General features: G+C 63.7%; 14 protein-coding genes and 8 tRNA genes. 18 read left to right on the top strand and 4 right to left on the bottom strand.

The window, feature by feature from the left end; genetic code table 11:
• Positions 1-113 precede the first annotated feature (113 nt).
• Positions 114-875, bottom strand: coding sequence for a Bax inhibitor-1/YccA family protein (locus tag FHT09_RS08400; protein WP_104604358.1), 762 nt, complete (start codon positions 873-875; stop codon positions 114-116).
• A 152-nt stretch (positions 876-1,027) separates the two neighbouring features.
• Between FHT09_RS08400 and FHT09_RS08395 the strand changes: the two genes are divergently transcribed.
• The 5 genes from FHT09_RS08395 to FHT09_RS08375 all read left to right on the top strand — a co-directional run bounded on the left by FHT09_RS08395 (position 1,028) and on the right by FHT09_RS08375 (position 2,152).
• Positions 1,028-1,104, top strand: a tRNA-Pro gene (locus FHT09_RS08395).
• Between the two features lie 43 nt (positions 1,105-1,147).
• Positions 1,148-1,224 (top strand) — tRNA-Arg (locus FHT09_RS08390).
• Positions 1,225-1,255: 31 nt separating this feature from the next.
• Positions 1,256-1,332 (top strand) — tRNA-His (locus tag FHT09_RS08385).
• 84 nt (positions 1,333-1,416) lie between these two features.
• Positions 1,417-1,492, top strand: a tRNA-Lys gene (locus FHT09_RS08380).
• A 201-nt stretch (positions 1,493-1,693) separates the two neighbouring features.
• Positions 1,694-2,152 (top strand): hypothetical protein, encoded by a 459-nt coding sequence (locus tag FHT09_RS08375; RefSeq protein WP_258077149.1) that lies wholly within the window; start codon positions 1,694-1,696, stop codon positions 2,150-2,152.
• Positions 2,153-2,281: 129 nt separating this feature from the next.
• On the opposite strand, the gene FHT09_RS08370 is transcribed toward FHT09_RS08375, so the two are convergent.
• Complete coding sequence (locus FHT09_RS08370) at positions 2,282-3,577, bottom strand: PAS domain-containing sensor histidine kinase (protein WP_104604362.1); 1,296 nt, start codon at positions 3,575-3,577, stop codon at positions 2,282-2,284.
• A gap of 272 nt (positions 3,578-3,849) precedes the next feature.
• Here FHT09_RS08370 and FHT09_RS08365 point away from each other — a divergent pair.
• The 10 genes from FHT09_RS08365 (at position 3,850) to FHT09_RS08320 (ending at position 13,166) form a co-directional block, all read left to right on the top strand.
• Positions 3,850-3,934 (top strand) — tRNA-Leu (locus FHT09_RS08365).
• A gap of 199 nt (positions 3,935-4,133) precedes the next feature.
• Positions 4,134-5,426, top strand: coding sequence for a trigger factor (gene tig / locus FHT09_RS08360; RefSeq protein ID WP_104604592.1), 1,293 nt, complete (start codon positions 4,134-4,136; stop codon positions 5,424-5,426).
• A 98-nt stretch (positions 5,427-5,524) separates the two neighbouring features.
• On the top strand, positions 5,525-6,151 hold the full coding sequence (clpP, locus tag FHT09_RS08355) for an ATP-dependent Clp endopeptidase proteolytic subunit ClpP (RefSeq protein WP_002806026.1): 627 nt from the start codon (positions 5,525-5,527) through the stop codon (positions 6,149-6,151).
• A 125-nt stretch (positions 6,152-6,276) separates the two neighbouring features.
• The gene (gene clpX / locus FHT09_RS08350; protein ID WP_003483788.1) at positions 6,277-7,563 is read left to right on the top strand and encodes an ATP-dependent Clp protease ATP-binding subunit ClpX; all 1,287 of its coding nucleotides are present in this window, start codon (positions 6,277-6,279) and stop codon (positions 7,561-7,563) included.
• A gap of 144 nt (positions 7,564-7,707) precedes the next feature.
• Positions 7,708-10,179: an endopeptidase La gene (lon, locus tag FHT09_RS08345; protein WP_104604364.1), complete on the top strand. Its 2,472-nt coding sequence runs from the start codon at positions 7,708-7,710 to the stop codon at positions 10,177-10,179.
• Between the two features lie 214 nt (positions 10,180-10,393).
• Complete coding sequence (locus tag FHT09_RS08340) at positions 10,394-10,666, top strand: HU family DNA-binding protein (protein WP_024938423.1); 273 nt, start codon at positions 10,394-10,396, stop codon at positions 10,664-10,666.
• 11 nt (positions 10,667-10,677) lie between these two features.
• Positions 10,678-10,752, top strand: a tRNA-Val gene (locus FHT09_RS08335).
• A 28-nt stretch (positions 10,753-10,780) separates the two neighbouring features.
• Positions 10,781-10,857: transfer RNA gene (locus tag FHT09_RS08330), tRNA-Asp, on the top strand.
• 95 nt (positions 10,858-10,952) lie between these two features.
• Positions 10,953-11,029 (top strand) — tRNA-Asp (locus FHT09_RS08325).
• Between the two features lie 166 nt (positions 11,030-11,195).
• A complete protein-coding gene (locus tag FHT09_RS08320) occupies positions 11,196-13,166 on the top strand; it encodes a peptidyl-prolyl cis-trans isomerase (protein WP_146096417.1) in 1,971 nt (656 codons plus the stop codon).
• Between the two features lie 302 nt (positions 13,167-13,468).
• On the opposite strand, the gene FHT09_RS08315 is transcribed toward FHT09_RS08320, so the two are convergent.
• Both FHT09_RS08315 and gloB read right to left on the bottom strand, forming a co-directional pair.
• On the bottom strand, positions 13,469-14,653 hold the full coding sequence (locus tag FHT09_RS08315; protein WP_104604368.1) for a lytic transglycosylase domain-containing protein: 1,185 nt from the start codon (positions 14,651-14,653) through the stop codon (positions 13,469-13,471).
• Complete coding sequence (gene gloB / locus FHT09_RS08310; protein WP_104604370.1) at positions 14,650-15,417, bottom strand: hydroxyacylglutathione hydrolase; 768 nt, start codon at positions 15,415-15,417, stop codon at positions 14,650-14,652. The genes FHT09_RS08315 and gloB overlap by 4 nt, the downstream gene beginning before the upstream one ends.
• A gap of 12 nt (positions 15,418-15,429) precedes the next feature.
• Between gloB and FHT09_RS08305 the strand changes: the two genes are divergently transcribed.
• Genes FHT09_RS08305 through dnaQ form a run of 3 tightly spaced genes read left to right on the top strand, consistent with a single transcriptional unit; the run spans position 15,430 to position 17,324 of the window.
• Positions 15,430-16,086, top strand: a complete 657-nt coding sequence (locus tag FHT09_RS08305) for a hypothetical protein (RefSeq protein WP_104604372.1) — start codon at positions 15,430-15,432, stop codon at positions 16,084-16,086.
• Between the two features lie 31 nt (positions 16,087-16,117).
• Positions 16,118-16,570: a ribonuclease HI gene (rnhA, locus tag FHT09_RS08300; RefSeq protein WP_104538831.1), complete on the top strand. Its 453-nt coding sequence runs from the start codon at positions 16,118-16,120 to the stop codon at positions 16,568-16,570.
• A 19-nt stretch (positions 16,571-16,589) separates the two neighbouring features.
• Positions 16,590-17,324, top strand: coding sequence for a DNA polymerase III subunit epsilon (dnaQ, locus tag FHT09_RS08295; RefSeq protein ID WP_024938429.1), 735 nt, complete (start codon positions 16,590-16,592; stop codon positions 17,322-17,324).
• Positions 17,325-17,529 lie beyond the last annotated feature (205 nt).

Genomic DNA, 17,529 nt, shown 5'->3' with positions numbered 1-17,529 from the left:
ACGGCGACAGTAAAAAAAGAAAGGGCGCCCAGGCGCCCTTTCTTCTGCTCGAAATCCGGATGTTCGAGGGAACCGCTCTTACGAATCCCCAATCCCGACGCTCGATTCCCCGCTCAATTACGCGACTGCAGCTTCGACAGCAAGCGCAGGAATTCGATGTACAGCCACACCAGCGTCACCATCAGGCCGAACGCGCCGTACCACTCCATGTGCTTGGGAGCGCCCTGTTCCACGCCGCTCTCGATGAAGTCGAAGTCCAGCACCAGGTTCAGTGCCGCCACCACCACCACGAACAGACTGAAGCCGATCCCGATCAGGCCCGAGTCGTGGATGAAGGGAATGCGCACGCCGAACAAGCCCAGCACGATGGTCGCCAGATACACCAGCGCGATGCCGCCGGTGGCCGCCACCACGCCCAGCTTGAAGTTCTCGGTGGCCTTGATCATGCCGCTGCGATAGGCGAACAGCAAAGCGAACATGGTGCCGAAGGTCAACAGTACCGCCTGGAACACGATGCCATTGAAGCGCGCCTCGTAGACCGCCGAGATCGAGCCCAGGAAAAAGCCTTCCACCAGCGCGTATAACGGCGCGGTGACCGGAGCCCAGGTCGGCTTGAAGCTGGTCGCCAGCGCAAACACCAGCCCACCGATCGCGCCGGCAATCATGTAGAGGCGCGCGGCAGGCAAGGGAACGCCGTCGGCCCCGATCGACTGCGACCAGGCAAAAGCGGCGGTGACCACCGCCATCAGCAACAGCAGTCCGGTCTTGTTGACGGTGCCGTTGAGGGTCATCGCCTGACCGTCGCGCGTGACCACCGAGCCGGAACCCAGGTCGAGGAAGGTGGATTCCCGAAGGGCGGGATTGCCGCTACGCATGCGTGTTCTCCATGAAATATAGATGCCTGCCGACTTGGCGAGCGATGCCGCGAGGATACCGGATCGTCCGATTTACACAGAGTGATTGACAGCAAGGCCAATCATTCCCAAAATAGCCGACCTTTCCAGCCTTCGGGATGGAAAGGTCCCGCCGGGGTATAGCGCAGTCTGGTAGCGCGCCTGCTTTGGGAGCAGGATGTCGGGGGTTCGAATCCCTCTACCCCGACCATTCCGAGCCTCTTGGCGGCGTGGGAATGCGAAGTTCGGTCCGGGCGCCCGTAGCTCAACCGGATAGAGCACCGGCCTTCTAAGCCGGCGGTTACAGGTTCGAGTCCTGTCGGGCGCGCCATCGGCGGGGCGGTAGGAAGTAGGTTTCAGTGGTGGCTGTAGCTCAGCTGGTTAGAGTACTGGATTGTGATTCCAGATGTCGGGGGTTCGAGTCCCCTCAGCCACCCCACTGATTGCAGGAAAAGTTGGACCCGATGCATCGCGGGGTGTTGCAACGAAGCAAAAACGCGCATACAATGTGCGACCAGTTTCAGGGCCGTTAGCTCAGTTGGTAGAGCAGTTGACTCTTAATCAATAGGTCCAAGGTTCGAATCCTTGACGGCCCACCAAACAAAAGCACTTAGGCATTCGCCTAGGTGCTTTTCTTTTTGTGCTGAGGATAAAGAGATGGCGCAAGCAATTGGTTGCAGCTTCGCTGTCGTCTCGGTCGGCGACTGCGCGAGCGCGGTGTTCGTCCGGGCCTGGCGCGATGTCTTGCCTGCGGCATGCGCGCAATCGCCACTGGCGGCCGCCCGGATGAGCGAATGCGAATGAGCACTGATGTGTCTGGAGCGTTGCGGCATTCGATCCTGCGGCAGGTCGGCCTCTTCGCAATCGTCGGTCCTCCGATCGGCGGGCTGCTGGGCCTTGTGCGGTGGGCTCGGTTCGATCTGCAGACCGCGTTGTCGGTGGTTGCTTGGTCGTACGGCCTGGTGTTGCCGGTGATTGCCTGCGCTGCTGCGGGGTGGCTATGTGCGCGCACCTGCGCCTGGCTGTATCGCGGACGCCGGCCCAACCCGATGGCCCACATTGCTATCGGTGCGTTGGGTGGCCTGCTCTCGGCCGGGGTGATGGTGCTGCTGCTGGCGATCATCGGCGGCTGGTCGATGATGTCCGATCGCGCGGTGATGCTGATGCTGCTGCAGTGTGGGCTGGCGGCAGGTGGCGCCTGCGCTGTGCTTGTCTGGCTGATGTGGTCGCGCCTGGCAGTGTCGCCCCACGCCGGGTGACCGGTCGCCAGGCAGCGTCCATCAGCATGTGCAGGAAGATGTTCTTTGCGGCGTTGGATGGCGCTTTGTATACGTCCGATGGCGATGCGCCGTGCCTGCTCGGCTGCGGGCACCTACTGCCGTGGTCGCTTACGTCGACGCAGCGGGTGCGGGCGCTGGGCGTTGCTGGATGCGTGGAAATGCCAGCGTAAAGCGCGCGCCCTGGCCGGGCGCCGATGTCACTTCGACAAAGCCACCTGCCTGACGGACCGCGCTATACACCTGTGCCAGCCCCAGCCCCGCGCCTTTGTCGGCATCCTTGGTGGTGAAATACGCTTCGAACAGGTGCGCCTGCACGTGTGCATCCATGCCATGCCCGTCGTCGGCCACGGCGATGGTGACATAGCGCCCGGCCGGCCTGGTCAGCTTGGCCTGTTCTTCAGCGACCACGGCGTCGCCCGTCTCCACGCGGATGACGCCGCCACGTTGGCAGGCATCGCGTGAGTTGATCACCAGGTTCAAGATGGCGCGTTCCACCGTGTGGCGATCCACCATTGAGCAGCATCCGCCTTCGCCCGTGCGCAGCTGCAATTGCAGATCTGCGCCGAGCACCTGTTCGAGCAACGGGCCGAGCTGTTGGGTCAGGGCGGCCAGATCCACCGGTTCCGGGCTGTACGGATACTGCCGCGAAAACCCGACCAGGCGCTGTGCCATGACCGAGCCATGCTTAAGCGCGGCGGCGCCCACGCTCAACAGCTTGGTGTCGTGCGCATCGATCCTGGCGCGCTGTACCACCAGCTCGATGGCCGAGGTTGCTGCCTGCAGCACGTTGTTCAAATCGTGCACGACGCCGGCCAGCAGTTGTCCCACCGCTTCGCCTTTTTGCGCCTGTTCGGAGATCTTTTCGGCAGCGCTCTGCGCGGCGCGCGCAATGTCCAGATCGCCTTCGATGCGCTCTTGCAGGTCGCGCAGGCTGTGCAGTTCGGTCGACAGCGACTGTTCGCGCGCGCGCGCCAGCCGCAGCGCGCCACTGGAAAATGCGCGCTCTGCGGTCAGGGTGGAATCCAGCGTGTGAAAGGCGGTCTCCAGCGCCCGGCGGTCGGAGATGTTCCTGCTCACCGCCAGGATCGCTTCGACCTTGCCAAGTGCATCGAACAGCGGACTGGTGACGACCTGCCAGATCTGGCGCACGCCGGCGAAGTTCACGCTGGCGGCTTCGAATTGCTGAATCGAACCGGCACGGGAGCCGGCGATCGCCGTCTCCACCAGTTCGCCCGCCTCCGGTGGCCATAGATCGCGCCATGGCCGCGCGATCAACTGATCCTGATGGCTGGCGCCCAATTCGGCCAGGCCATTGACGTTGATTGCGGTAATCCGCCCGTCGAGGTCGATCTCCTTGATGCAGTCGCGTGACAGGGCCACGGTCTGCCGATACCGATCTCTCATCGCGATGACTGCCCTCACTGTTGTTAACGGAATTTTAGCGAAACAGCGTTGTCCAGCGCCAGCAAAGTGCGCGTAAGGGACGCTAGCGTTCACCCAGTCGCTTGATGAATGTATTTACCTTCAAGTGTGCCCGAGTCAGGGCCGACCACCATCATGCTGCCCGCGCACGCGTGCAGCACGCGAGCCGCGACCACATTCGGCGGCGCCATCGCTCGCGCGATGCTTTTTCTTTCCCGGTATCCCTGCAACAATGGACGGGGAACTGCAGTATCGCGAAAGTGGCGGAATTGGTAGACGCACCAGATTTAGGTTCTGACGCCGTAAGGCGTGGGGGTTCGAGTCCCCCCTTTCGCACCAATGCAGTGTGGCCGTGCGTGTTCCGGCCATTCCAGCACAGGCCTGGGGTCTTTCCATCGCGCGGTGCAGTGACGCGTGTTCCGCTGGCAGCGGCCGCCGTTATCGGCGAAACTACAAGGCTCGGCGGCTTTCCCGCCATCCGTCAACCCGCATCTTCCATCTCGTGCCGACGCTTGTGCAGTCGGTGGCAGGAGTCAACATGCAAGCATCGATCGAATCCACCGGCAATCTGGAACGCCGCCTGACCTTCACCCTGCCGCAGGATCGCCTGGAGACCCATGTCGGTGGCCGCCTGCGCGAACTTGCGCGGACCACGCGCATCAAGGGTTTCCGCCCCGGCAAGGTGCCTACCAAGGTCATCGAGCAGCGCTTTGGCCAGCAGGTGCGTGCCGAGGCGATGGAAGGCCTGCTGCGCGAGACCTTCGATTCGGCGGTGCGCGAGCATTCGCTGCGCCTGGCCGGCAACCCGCGCATCGACCAGGGTGAGAGCGATTTCGACTTTGTCGCCACCTTCGAAGTGGTGCCGGATTTCGGTGATATCGACGTGGCCACGCTGTCGGTGGTGCGTCATGCCGCCGAAGTGACCGACGCCGACATCGACCAGATGATCGAGAACCTGCGTCTGCAGCGCCGCACCTGGAACCCGGTCGAGCGCGGCGCGCAGGTCGGTGACCTGGTGGCACTGGAGACCTGGTCGCAGGCCGGCGACGAGCGTCTGCCCGCCGAAGGCGTGGAGACCGGCAGCAGCGTGCTGGGCTCGGGCGTGATGTTCGACCAGATCGAAAAGGGCCTGGAAGGTCTGGCCAAGGGCGAGGACAAGACCCTGACAATCGACTTCCCGGCCGAGTGGCGCGTGCCGCAGCTGGCCGGCAAGACCGTGCAGGTGCACGTCAAGGCCGTCGAGGTCTCCGAGCCGGTGTTGCCGGTGGTGGACAAGGAGTTCATCAAGAGCTTCGGGGTGAAGAGTGGGGACGCCGAGCAGTTCCGGGCCGACATCCGCACCAACCTGGAGCGCGAGCTCAAGGGCGCGCTGATGAACCGCCTGCGTCGCGAAGTGGGCGAGCAGCTGATCGCCGCCTATGCGCACGTTGAAATGCCGCCGCGTCTGGTCGAGAACGAGGCCCGTTCGATGCTGGCGCAGCAGGTCGAGCAGGTCCGCCGCAGCGGCCGCAACCCGGGCGAGATTCCGGCCGATGCCCATCAGGGTTTCATGGATGCGGCTGCCAAGCGCGTGCTGGTCGGGCTGCTGGTGGGGGAGGTGGCCCGTCGCAACGAGCTGCGCCTGGAATCCAAGCGCGTCAGCGAAACGCTGCGTCTGATCGCCTCGACCTACGAAGAGCCGGAACAGGTCATTGAGATGTACCGCAACGACCCCCAACTGATGAGTGGACTGCAGAGCCGTGTCATGGAAGAGCAGGTGATCGACTGGATCGCCGAGCGCGCCCAGCACACCGAGCAGTCGCTGTCGTTCCAGGACGCCATTCGGGTCTAAGGTAAGCGATCGCGAGACACCAACCCGCATCCCGATGGCTGGGATGCGGATGTCAAACCCGGGCATCGGCGCAAGCCGCTGCCATTACAGGAAGACTGATGAGCATTGTGACCAAAGCCCTGAACCTGGTGCCGATGGTGGTCGAACAGACCAGCCGCGGCGAGCGTGCGTATGACATCTACTCGCGTCTGCTGAAGGAGCGTCTGATCTTCCTGGTCGGTCCGATCGACGACCACATGGCCAACGTCATCGTGGCCCAGCTGCTGTTCCTGGAAGCGGATAACCCCGAGAAGGACATCAGCATCTACATCAATTCGCCAGGCGGCGTGGTCACCGCCGGCATGGCCATCTACGACACCATGCAGTACATCAAGCCGGACGTGAGCACCATCTGCGTCGGCCAGGCGGCCTCGATGGGCGCGTTGTTGCTGGCATCGGGTGCGGCCGGCAAGCGCTATGCGCTGCCCAATTCGCGCGTGATGATCCACCAGCCGCTGGGCGGCTTCCAGGGCCAGGCCACCGATATCGATATCCATGCGCGCGAGATCCTGACCTTGCGTTCGCGCTTGAACGAGATCCTGGCCAAGCACACCGGGCAATCCCTGGAAACGATCGCGCGCGACACCGAGCGCGACAACTTCAAGAGTGCGGTCGATGCGCAAGCCTACGGTCTGGTCGATCAGGTGCTGGAACGTCGTCCGGAAGAGTCGATCCAGCCATCTTGATCGCCAGATTGCTGAAATTGCAGGAAAAACCGGCAGGGTCGGGCTGGGCGGATGTCCTCCCGACCCTGTGCTATTCTCGAAATCGAACCCCCGTGCATCGGGTGGGGTAACTGGGTAACAGAAGCATGAGCGAAGACCGCCAAGGTCGTTCCGGCGACAGCAACAAGATTCTCTACTGCTCGTTTTGCGGTAAGAGTCAGCACGAAGTCCGTAAGCTGATTGCCGGTCCCAGCGTATTCATCTGCGATGAGTGCGTTGAGTTGTGCAACGACATCATCCGCGAGGAACTCGAGGAGAAGGCGCAGTCGGCCCGCTCCAGTCTGCCCAAGCCGCGCGAGATTCTCGAGGTGCTGGATCAATACGTGATCGGGCAGTTGCGCGCCAAGCGGACGCTCGCCGTGGCGGTGTACAACCACTACAAGCGTATCGAGAGTCGCAGCAAGAACGATGACGTCGAGCTGGCGAAATCCAACATCCTGCTGGTCGGCCCGACCGGCTCGGGCAAGACGCTGCTGGCCGAAACGCTGGCACGCCTGCTCAACGTGCCGTTCACGATCGCCGATGCCACCACCCTGACCGAGGCAGGTTATGTCGGCGAGGATGTGGAAAACATCATCCAGAAGCTGCTGCAGAAGTGCGATTACGATGTCGAAAAAGCGCAGCAGGGCATCGTCTACATCGATGAGATCGACAAGATCTCGCGCAAGAGCGAGAACCCGTCGATCACCCGCGATGTGTCCGGCGAAGGCGTGCAGCAGGCGCTGCTGAAGCTGATCGAAGGCACGGTGGCCTCGGTACCGCCGCAGGGCGGGCGCAAGCATCCGCAGCAGGAATTCCTGCAGGTGGACACCAAGAACATCCTGTTCATCTGCGGCGGCGCCTTCGCCGGCCTGGACAAGGTGATTCAGCAGCGTTCCAACGATGCCGGCGGCATCGGCTTCGGTGCCAAGGTCAAGAGCAGCGAGCGCAAGCAGGAAGTCGGCAAGATCCTGGCCGAGGTCGAGCCGGAGGACCTGATCAAGTTCGGCCTGATCCCCGAGTTCGTCGGCCGTCTGCCGGTGGTCGCCACGCTCGAGGAACTGGACGAGCCGGCGCTGATCAAGATCCTGACCGAGCCCAAGAACGCCATCACCAAGCAGTTCAAGAAGCTGTTCGACATGGAAGGCGTGGAGCTGGAGTTCCGTCCCGACGCCCTGTCTGCAATCGCCAAGAAGGCGCTCAAGCGCAAGACCGGCGCGCGTGGTTTGCGCACCATCGTCGAATCGGTGCTGCTGGACACGATGTACGAGCTTCCCTCGCAGGAAAACGTCAGCAAGGTGGTGGTCGATGAGTCGGTGATCGAGCACAAATCCGAGCCGTATCTGATCTACCAGGCGCAACCGGCTCCGGCCAAGGCCGCCTCCGGCGATTGAGGCCCCGATGCCGCTGCGCCGGGCCACGGCCTCGCTCGCGGATAAAGGGTTTCCAAACGCTACTTGCAACACTTCGCCGATGGCCCCATAACGGGGCCATCGGCTTTTTTTATGCCGCAAACCCCCATTCCTGCGGAGCGCCCCATGGCCCAGTCCCAACCAGAAGTTCTCGATCTGCCGGTGTTGCCGCTGCGCGACGTGGTGGTGTTTCCGCATATGGTGATTCCGCTGTTCGTCGGCCGTGACAAGTCGATGCGCGCGTTGGAAAAAGCCATGGAAGCGGACAAGCGCATCCTGCTGGTCGCGCAGAAGTCGGCCGAAACCGACGACCCGACCGCCAGCGACCTCTATACCGTCGGCACGCTCGCGCAGGTGCTGCAATTGCTCAAGTTGCCCGACGGCACCATCAAGGTGCTGGTCGAAGGTCTGTCGCGGGTCACTGTCGACAAGGTCGTCGAGCTGGATGGCGCGCTGCAGGGACATGGCATCGAGATCGAAGCCAGCGACGCGCGCGAGCCACGCGAAGTGGAGGCCATCGCGCGTTCGCTGATGTCGCTGTTTGAGCAGTACGTCAAGACCAACCGCAAGCTTCCGCCGGAGTTGCTGCAAACCCTGGCCGGCATCGACGAGCCGGGCCGTCTGGCCGACACCATCGCCGCGCACATCGGCGTGCGCCTGGCCGACAAGCAGCGCCTGCTGGAAATCACCGAGATCGGCGAGCGGCTGGAGCTGCTGGTCGGGCTGGTGGACGGCGAGATCGATGTGCAGCAGCTGGAAAAGCGCATCCGCGGCCGCGTCAAGTCGCAGATGGAAAAGAGCCAGCGCGAGTACTACCTCAACGAGCAGATGAAGGCGATCCAGAAGGAGTTGGGCGATCTGGACGATGCACCGGGCGAGCTGGAAGAACTGGCGCGCAAGATCGCCGAGGCGGGTATGCCCAAGCCGGTCGAGACCAAGGCCAAGGCCGAGCTCAACAAGCTCAAGCAGATGTCGCCGATGTCCGCCGAGGCAGCCGTGGTACGCAATTATCTGGACTGGCTGCTGGGCGTGCCGTGGAAAAAGCGCACCAAGGTCCGCAAGGATCTGAAGGCCGCAGAGGACACGCTGGATGCCGATCACTACGGCCTGGACAAGGTCAAGGAGCGCATCCTCGAGTACCTGGCCGTACAGTCGCGCGTGAAGCAGATGAAGGGGCCGATCCTGTGCCTGGTCGGGCCGCCGGGCGTGGGCAAGACCTCGCTCGGCCAGTCGATCGCCAAGGCGACCAACCGCAAGTTCGTGCGCATGAGCCTGGGCGGTATCCGCGACGAGGCCGAGATTCGCGGCCATCGCCGCACCTATGTCGGTTCGATGCCGGGCCGCCTGGTGCAAAACCTCAACAAGGTCGGCAGCAAGAACCCGCTGTTCCTGCTCGACGAGATCGACAAGATGTCGATGGACTTCCGTGGCGACCCGTCGTCGGCGCTGCTGGAAGTGCTCGATCCGGAGCAGAACAACTCCTTCAACGACCACTACCTGGAAGTGGACCTGGACCTGTCGGAGGTGATGTTCGTCGCCACCTCCAACTCGCTCAATATTCCGGGTCCGTTGCTGGACCGCATGGAAGTCATCCGCATCCCCGGGTACACCGAGGATGAGAAACTCAACATCGCCATGCGTTACCTGGTGCCCAAGCAGATCAAGGCCAACGGCCTGAAGCCGGAAGAGATCGAGATCGGCAGCGATGCGATCCAGGACATCGTGCGGTACTACACGCGTGAATCGGGCGTGCGTAACCTGGAGCGCGAAGTCGCCAAGATCTGCCGCAAGGTGGTCAAGGAAATCGCGCTTGCCGGCCCGCAGCCGGATGCCAAGAAGGTGGTCGCCAAGAAGGGCAAGCCCAAGGCGCTGGTCGCGGTCAACGCGAAGAACCTCGACAAGTATCTGGGCGTGCGTCGCTTCGATTTCGGCCGTGCCGAAGAAGAAAACGAAATCGGCCTGGTCACCGGCCTGGCCTGGACCGAAGTCGGCGGCGAGCTGCTGCAGGTCGAGTCCACGCTGGTGCCGGGCAAGGGCAACCTGATCCTGACCGGTCAGCTCGGCAACGTCATGAAGGAATCGGCATCGGCCGCCTTGTCGGTGGTGCGTTCGCGCGCCGAGCGACTCGGCATCGATGTGGATTTCCTGCAGAAGCAGGATGTGCACGTGCATGTGCCCGATGGCGCGACACCGAAGGATGGCCCGAGCGCCGGTATCGCGATGGTGACCTCGCTGGTGTCGGTGTTGACCAAGGTGCCGATCCGCGCCGACGTGGCGATGACCGGCGAGATCACCTTGCGTGGTCGCGTGTCGGCGATCGGCGGCCTGAAGGAGAAGTTGCTGGCAGCGCTGCGCGGTGGCATTCGCACCGTGCTGATCCCCGACGAGAACCGCAAGGACCTTGCCGACATCCCTGCCAACGTCACGCGCGATCTGAAGATCGTGCCAGTCAAGTGGATCGACGAAGTGCTGGATCTCGCATTGGAACGACCGCTGGCGCCGAAAAAGGCGGGCAAGGAAAAGGCCCGCAAGACCGCGTCGCGGGTTGCGGTCCGCGGCAAGTCGCGTACTACTCCGGGCACCCGCGTCAAGCACTGAAACCGTTTGTCTAAACCCAGGCAAAACAAGCCAAAACCCGCGTCGTTATTGGGTTTTGGCTTGCGTGCTGTTGGGGGCGCTGGTATAAATGCACGACTCGTGGGCGCGGCAAATTGTGATGCGTCATGCGATACCACTTGTGTCGGGTTCTTCGCTAACGGCAAGAGCGCCGATTGTCGATTCCGCGGCATCTGCCGCAAAGGGAGTTTCAAGAATGAATAAAACCGAATTGATCGATGGCGTTGCCGCTGCCGCTGACATCTCCAAGGCTGAGGCCGGCCGTGCTGTTGACGCGGTTGTGAGCGAAATCACCAAGGCGCTGAAGAAGGGCGATGCCGTCACCCTCGTTGGCTTTGGCACCTTCCAGGTCCGCGCGCGCGCTGAGCGTACCGGCCGCAATCCGAAGACGGGCGACAGCATCAAGATCGCTGCTTCGAAGAATCCTGCATTCAAGGCTGGCAAAGCCCTGAAGGATGCAGTAAACTAATCGACTCGCTAGGGTGCTTAGCTCAGCGGTAGAGCGTCTCCCTTACACGGAGAGGGTCGGGGGTTCGAAACCCTCAGCACCCACCATTAAGCACCAGGCACATGTTTCAAGCGCGGAGCGGTAGTTCAGCTGGTTAGAATGCTGGCCTGTCACGCCGGAGGTCGCGGGTTCGAGTCCCGTCCGCTCCGCCAGTTATACCGAAGCCCCTGAGCGATTGGGGGCTTCGTTTTCTCCACCGCATTCGCAGTGCGGAAGTGGTGGGGAAGCAGCAGTCCAAGTTTAAAGCGGAGCGGTAGTTCAGCTGGTTAGAATGCTGGCCTGTCACGCCGGAGGTCGCGGGTTCGAGTCCCGTCCGCTCCGCCAGTTGTACACAGCCCTCGGCTCCGTGCCGGGGGCTTTTTTTTTGGCCGCTATGGCGGCAATTGTGCGCCGAAAGCCATGCCGAACCCGATGCGGTGCGGGATTGGGCTGGGTGCCCGGCGTCAGGCGCGTTACACTGCGCGGCTCGCCCACAGGCCGTGATTTGCCAATGCTGCAGAAACTTCGCGACAAGACGTCAGGCTGGATCGCTACCGCCATCCTGGGGTTGCTGATGATTCCGTTCCTGTTCGTCATCGACAACAGCTACCTCGGCGGCATTGGCGCCAATAACGTGGCCAAGGTGCAGGCGCCACCGACGTGGTGGAAATCGGCACCGTCGTGGTGGCCGGTGTCGCTGCTGTGGCAGCACCATGAAATCAGCACGCAGGATTTCCGCGCCCGCTTCGAGCAGGCGCGCATGCAGGAACGGCAGCGCCAGGGCGAGAATTTCGATCCGCGCACGTTCGAATCCCGCGAAAACAAATTGCAGGTGCTCGACCAGTTGGTCGACGAGCAAGTCGTGCGTCTGGGTGCCGAAGATGCCGGCATCGTGATCGGCGATGCGACGGTGCGCGACTACATCGCCGGCATTCAGGCGTTCCAGGTCGACGGCAAATTCAGTCCCGACCAGTATCGCGCTGCACTTGCGCAAGGCACGCCGCCGCGCACGCCGGCGCAGTTCGATGCGCTGGTGCGAGACAGCTTGCAGCAGTCGGTGATTCCGCAGGCAATTGCCGAGTCGGGCTTTGCAACCAAGGCCGAGTTCGAGCGCTTGCTCAAGCTGATGGGCGAAACGCGCGATGTGGAGCTGGCAATGCTGCCGCCACCGGCCGCCGATACCGCGCCGGTCAGCGATGCGCAGATCAAGCAGTGGTACGACGGGCATGCCCAGGATTTCCGTCAACCGGAGACGGTGACGATCGAGTATGTCGAGCTCGATGCCGCCAAGTTGCCGCCGGCAACCGCCGCTGACGAGGCGACGCTGCGCAAGCGCTACGACGAAGAGAAGGCGCGTTTTGTCGAGCCGGATCAGCGTCTGGCATCGCACATCCTGATCAGCGCTGGTAGCGATCCTGCCGCGCAGAAAGCCGCCGAGGAAAAAGCGGCCAAGCTGGCTGCGGAGGCCAAGCAGCCGGGCGCCGATTTCGCCGCGTTGGCCAAGGCCAATTCGCAGGATCCCGGTTCCAAGGGCGCCGGTGGCGATCTTGGGTGGGTCGAGAAGGGCACGATGGTCAAGCCGTTCGAAGACGCCTTGTTCGCGATGAAGGCAGGCGAGGTGGTCGGCCCGATCAAGAGCGAGTTCGGTTACCACGTGATCCAGCTGCGCGAGGTCAAGGGCGGCCAGGGCAAGTCGTTCGAGCAGGTGCGCGATCAGCTTGCCGCCGAGCAGCTCAAGGCCGATGCCGACAAGGCGTTTACGGATGTGAGCGGCAAGCTGGTGGACCAGGTCTACAAGAACCCCACCGCACTGGAGCCGGCAGCCAAGCAGGTCGGCCTGCCGTTGCAGACGCTGGGCCCGTTCTCGCGCGCCGATGCCAGCGGGATCGCGGCCAATCCGGCGGTGCTGCGTTCGGCATTCTCCGAAACGCTGGTGCAGGACGGCACGGTGAGCGATCCGATCACCATCGCGCCGAACCACAGTGTGGTGTTGCGTGTAACCAATCACACCGCCGAGGCGGCCCTGCCGTTGGACAAGGTGCGCGAGAAGGTGATCGTCGCGGTCCGCGCGGACCGCACCGAGAAGGCCGCCGCGGCGGCTGCCGACGCATTGCTGGCACGTGTGCAGAAAGGCGAGACCCTGCAGGCGCTGGCCGCCAGCGAGAAATTGCAGGTGCAGCCGATCCCGGGCTTGCCGCGTACCGCGCCGATTCCGACACCGGCGGCAAACCGCGCCATCTTCAGCGCGCCGCGCCCGGCCGAAGGCAAGCCGTCGGTGGGCAAGGTGGAGCTGGATGGCGGGCGCTTTGCGGTGTTCGTCATCAGCAAGGCGATTCCGGGCGATCTGAAGCAGATGCCGGCCGAGCAGCAGACCATGCTGCGCGAGCAGCTGAGCCAGATCGACGGCAACAACGCGGCGCAGGCGTACGTCAAGGAAATGCGCAAGCGCTACAAGATCCAGATCGAAGAAGCGCAGCTGTAACAGTTGCTGTTCGACTGGTGGAGAAAGAGCCCGGGTAACCGGGCTTTTTCGTTGGCCGATGCCGTGGGCGGGTGCCAGCGTCTTTTGCAAAGCATCCGGACGTCCCGGCTGCTAGCGCAGCGCGTCTGCGGTCGCGTGGGCCAGGCACTGCGGATGCCTGCGGAAGCCGATCTGACGTCGTGCGCATCCGCTCTTTTCGCATCCGGCCTTCTGCGCAGCGCGCCATTGCGCAGCATCGGGCAACGGAAGGCGCCGCCGCAGGGGCGGCGGACCGGAACATGGCCTGGGGCAGGTGGCTTACGTCAGGGCGTGTCGTCGAACGACAACACCATGCCGGGCTTTAGCACGGCGCGCCTGTCCAGGCCATTGCTGGCCAGCAGTGTCGTGACCGTGACGCCGTAGCGGCGTGCGATGGCCCACGCGGATTCGCCGTTGCGCACCGTATGTGTCGTGCGCGCCTGTGACTTGGATGCCTTCGTCGCCGCGGCGGCAACGAGCGTGGGAGCGGCCGCTTCGACGTCGGCGATGCCGCCCGTCTCGGCGGAGGCGGCCACGCTGCCTGTTGCACCTGGCTGCGCGGGCGCGATCGGGGCGAGTACGTGCACGCCGCGTGGTGCGGCGCGCGCGCCGGCCAGCGCCGGATTCAGCCGGGCCAGCAGTTGCGGCTCGATGGCGCGCTGTCCTGCAAAGGCGTTGAGGCTGGTGCCGACCGGCAACGCATGTTCGGTGAGTACCGAGACAGGGCGATCGAGCGAGGTCAGCAAGTTGCCTTGCTGCTGCGCATGGTCGAGCACGCAGGCGAGCGCGTGCAGCTTTTCCACGTACTCATAGGTGACCTTGGACATGCCGGGCAATTCGGACGGGCGAGCGTTCTGCGCGTTCATGCCGGCACTGCGCATGGCCTGCAGCACCCGATACTCCCCAGCGTTGTAGGCCATCAGGGCCAGGCGCCAATCGCCTCCGAACATGCCGTACAACGTCTTCAGATAACGCACCGCCGCCGTCGTGGAGTCCACTGCCGAGAGGCGGCCGTCGTATTGCGCGCCAACCGGCACATGGTGGTTGCGGGCAGTGGTTGCGATGAACTGCCAGAGGCCGGCGGGGCCGCTGCCATTGCGGGCTCCTGGTCGATAGCCGCTTTCGACGAATGGAATCAGCGCAAATTCGGTCGGCATGTCGGCTTCGCGCAATTCATCGACCACGTAGCCGAACAGCGGCAACACATCCTGTGCGTCGTCCGCCAGGCGAGCCGGCGCGCGCGAAAAATGTTGTTCCCAGCGTGTATCGCTGTGTTCGCTGTCGCAGCCGGGGTCGGCGCGGCCTTCCAGAAACAACGAAAAGATCTCTCGACCATTGCGCACCTGGGGTGCGGCGGTCTGGGTGATCGAACTTTCTGCGGGTTTGTAGCGGCTTGCGTCGTTGGACGATGCGGCTGCGGGTGCAATGACCACTGACGCGGTCAGCACTGCCAGAAGCAGGCGCCTCATGCGCGAAATTCGTCTTTCCAGCGCCGAAGTTCGGCGAAAACGTCAACCTCAGAGGAAAGTGCGCCGGTTGCTCGCGATGCCACGGCGGCGCGGACTGCGGGACTGCTGGTGCGTAAAAACGGATTGGTGGCCAGTTCACTCTTGAGCGAAATCGGCAGGGTAGGACGGGCTGCATGACGCATGGCCTGGGCTTCCTGTTGACGGCGCTGCAAGGCAGCGTTGGTGGGATCGACGTGCAGCGCAAAGGCCGCGTTGGCCAGGGTGTATTCGTGGCCGCAACACACAAGCGTTTCGCCAGGCAGGGAAGCCAGGCGCTGCAACGAGTCGAACATCTGAGGAGCGGTACCTTCGAACATCCGCCCACAGCCTAGGCTGAACAGGGTATCACCGCTGAACAGATGGTGGTCGGTGACAAAGGCGATGTGACTGCGGGTATGGCCGGGCACCTCCAGCACCTCGAAGCCGCTACCAAGCAGGCTCAAGCGCTCACCCTGGCCCACTTGGCGGGCGTCTGCGGGGATGCGCTCGTCGGCCGGACCGTATAGCGCAAGGTCCGGCCAACGCTGCTGCAGCGCTGCCACGCCGCCAATGTGGTCGGCATGGTGGTGGGTCAGCAGGACGGCACTGGGACTGAAGCCTTCGCGCTCTGCGGCGGCGAACACCGGCTCGGCCTGACCGGGATCGACGATGACTGCACGGCCATCGCTGGCGACCAGCGCCCAGATGTAGTTGTCGTCGAATGCGGGCAGGGCGGTCAGTCGCATAGAATTGGGACCATGCCTGCCACGCCATTCTCCCGTCAAGCTGGCGTCTCATCCTGGTTTGAAACGGGTGCGGGGCGCAGCCTGCTCCTGCTGGAGCGCAAACTGGCACTTGCTGCGTTGCAGACACGTCCGTCGCAGCCCTGGTTGTGGCTGACGCCAACGCCCGAGCTGCCGCCGCGCGAGCTCCTGCAGGGGCGTGGGCTGCGGTTGTGTCGCAGCGCCGGCCGCTTTGCGGGCGACGCGCGCTGCGCCATGCCGTTTCCGTTGCCGACCGAAAGCCTGCAGGCCATCGTGGTGCAGCACGCGGTGGTGGGCGGCGCGGCGGAATTCCTGGCCGAATGCGAGCGGCTGCTGATGCCCGGCGGCCGACTATGGCTGTTCACGCTCAATCCGCTGAGCCCGTATCGTTTCCGCTGGGCGCGGCGTGGCCCGGTGGCGTTGCGGCCGGATCGCTGGCGGCTGCTGGCGCAGCGTGCAGGGCTGCAATGCGTGGAGACCGAACGCTATCTGGGGCCGGTCTGGCGCACCGGGCGTGCCGCCACCGGCACCGATCGCACCCCCTGGCGCGCGGTGTATCTGCTCGAAGTGGAAAAGCGCGCCGCCGCTTCGATCGGGCCGACCCCGATCGCGATGCCCTCGCGCTGGCCGCAGCCCGTGGCCACGATCTGATGACCGACCACTTTCCAAATACCAGAAGCTGATGAAATCCATTGAAGTACATACCGACGGCTCCTGCCTCGGCAATCCCGGGCCGGGCGGCTGGGCGGCCCTGTTGCGTTACAACGGCCGCGAAAAGGAATTGTCCGGCGGCGAAGCCACATCCACCAACAACCGCATGGAACTGATGGCGGCGATCATGGCGCTGGAAACGCTCACCGAGCCATGCCAGATCGTGCTGCATACCGACTCGCAATACGTGCGCCAGGGCATTACCGAGTGGATGTCCGGTTGGGTGCGCCGCGGTTGGAAAACCGCCGGCGGTGACCCGGTCAAGAACCGTGAACTGTGGGAGCGGCTGCATGCGGCCACGCAACGCCACAGCATCGATTGGCGTTGGGTGAAAGGCCACAATGGCGACCCGGACAACGAGCGTGTCGACGTGCTCGCCCGCAATCAGGCCATCGCCCAGCGCGCTGGCAGCGCAACCGCATAAGCAATCAGCAAGAGGATTCATGCGTCAGATCATTCTCGATACCGAAACCACCGGCCTGGAATGGCGCAAGGGCAACCGCGTCGTCGAAATCGGTGCGGTGGAGCTGCTGGAGCGGCGCCCGAGCGGCAACAACTTCCATCGCTACCTGAAGCCCGATTGCGATTTCGAACCGGGTGCGCAGGAAGTGACCGGATTGACCCTGGAGTTCCTGGCCGACAAGCCGCTGTTTGCCGATGTGGTCGAGGAGTTCCTGGCCTACATCGACGGCGCGGAGCTGATCATCCACAACGCCGCTTTCGATCTGGGATTCCTGGACAACGAGCTGTCGCTGCTGGGCGACAACTACGGCCGCATCGTCGAGCGCGCCACCGTGGTGGATACCCTGATGATGGCGCGCGAGCGCTACCCGGGGCAGCGCAACTCGCTGGATGCCTTGTGCAAGCGCCTGGGCGTGGACAACTCGCATCGCCAATTGCATGGCGCCTTGCTCGACGCGCAGATCCTGGCCGATGTGTATATCGCGCTGACCTCGGGCCAGGAAGAGATCGGCTTTGCCAGCGCCGATACCGGCCAGCGCAGCGAGCATGGCGAGGGCATGATCACCTTCGATCCGGCGCTGCTGTTGCCGCGCGCACGGGTGGTGGTAACCGCGTCGGAGTCACAGGCGCACGAGGCGCGCCTGGCGTACCTGCGCAAGAAGGCCGGGCGCGCGTTGTGGGATGCGCCGGTCGAAGAGGTGGCTGCTGCCGGGTAGTGCGGCTTTCGGCAACTGGTGTCCGGCTGTCGCGCGGCGCGGCGTGGCGATGTGTGGGAGTGCAGTGCGCCGCTGAAGGCTGGCGGTTCTGGGCGCGAGTAGCGCGCACAGGATGACTGCCATGCAGATTTGATGTCCGCGCTTGGCGCGGCTAACAGCTCCTTCAATCCGGTCTATTGCGGAGCGCGATGATCTTGCTCTTGGC

The organism is Xanthomonas sp. CFBP 8152, assembly GCF_014199025.1.
GTDB classification, from domain to species: Bacteria; Pseudomonadota; Gammaproteobacteria; order Xanthomonadales; family Xanthomonadaceae; genus Xanthomonas; species Xanthomonas arboricola_B.
The sequence above is the reverse complement of the archived record's forward strand: the minus strand, read 5'-3'. Positions and strand labels throughout refer to the sequence as shown.